This window comes from Paenibacillus sp. 01L418, from assembly GCF_056400045.1.
Genome location: NZ_JBFTSN010000839.1, coordinates 1 through 738, shown reverse-complemented (window position 1 = coordinate 738; position 738 = coordinate 1). Strand labels below are relative to the sequence as shown.

Sequence of the window (738 nt, the reverse complement as noted above, 5' to 3'; positions counted from 1 at the left end):
GCCTCTCGATTGAATCATTAAGCTGCATTAGCCGCTAGCCCAAACCTGAAATTAAGTTCGGGCTAGCGGCTATTTTGTTGAACTAACGTTCTACGTTAGTTGAATAACAAGTTCTTATCTTTTTCCTCTAATCCATCGATTGAATTTAGTTTCCCTCCATGCTGTCCATCCAATTGGCAGATCAGCAAGTTGGACCAAACTCGGGTCAATGTCTATTCATTCTTTTAACCCTAGAATACGAGCGTCTAATTCAATCACTTCTTCACCATCGAGAAACTGCCACATTCCATCATCGCTGTCATGGGATACTTATAGAATAGGGCTATGTCTATTCATTATTTTTTGGGTTGTAATAACAGCTACATTTTCAGGATCTTCAAATGGCCAAAGTCGTTCCATAAATACATAACCTCCAGATATGATTAAGCTAAAGTTAACCGTTAGTTAAGTAGGCATCCCTTCATTTTAGTATGTCTCCTTTCAGAGCACCATGTATCAGTTCATTTGTGATCTCCAATGCATCATCCCTTTTTTGTGCAGGTGCTGATATGATATACCCGCTACGACCATCAAAACCTGATTGATCAGGGTTCCTAGCATCTTTTGTAAATTTTAAAATTGTAAGTTTACTAAAATCGTCGTTAACAAAAATATTACCGTAAGCAAAATGTTTAGGTTGTCCCTTTTCATTATAGGTATAAAATAGAACTGCTTCACCATATTCGCTCAGTGTTATCT

The 738-nt window shown here is 37.5% G+C and carries 1 protein-coding gene; it reads right to left on the bottom strand.

Annotation, left to right across the window (positions count from 1 at the left end; all coding sequences use genetic code 11):
• Positions 1–460 precede the first annotated feature (460 nt).
• On the bottom strand, positions 461–738 hold a 278-nt coding region (locus tag AC1DSE_RS36050; protein WP_477529216.1), incomplete at its 5' end, for a hypothetical protein.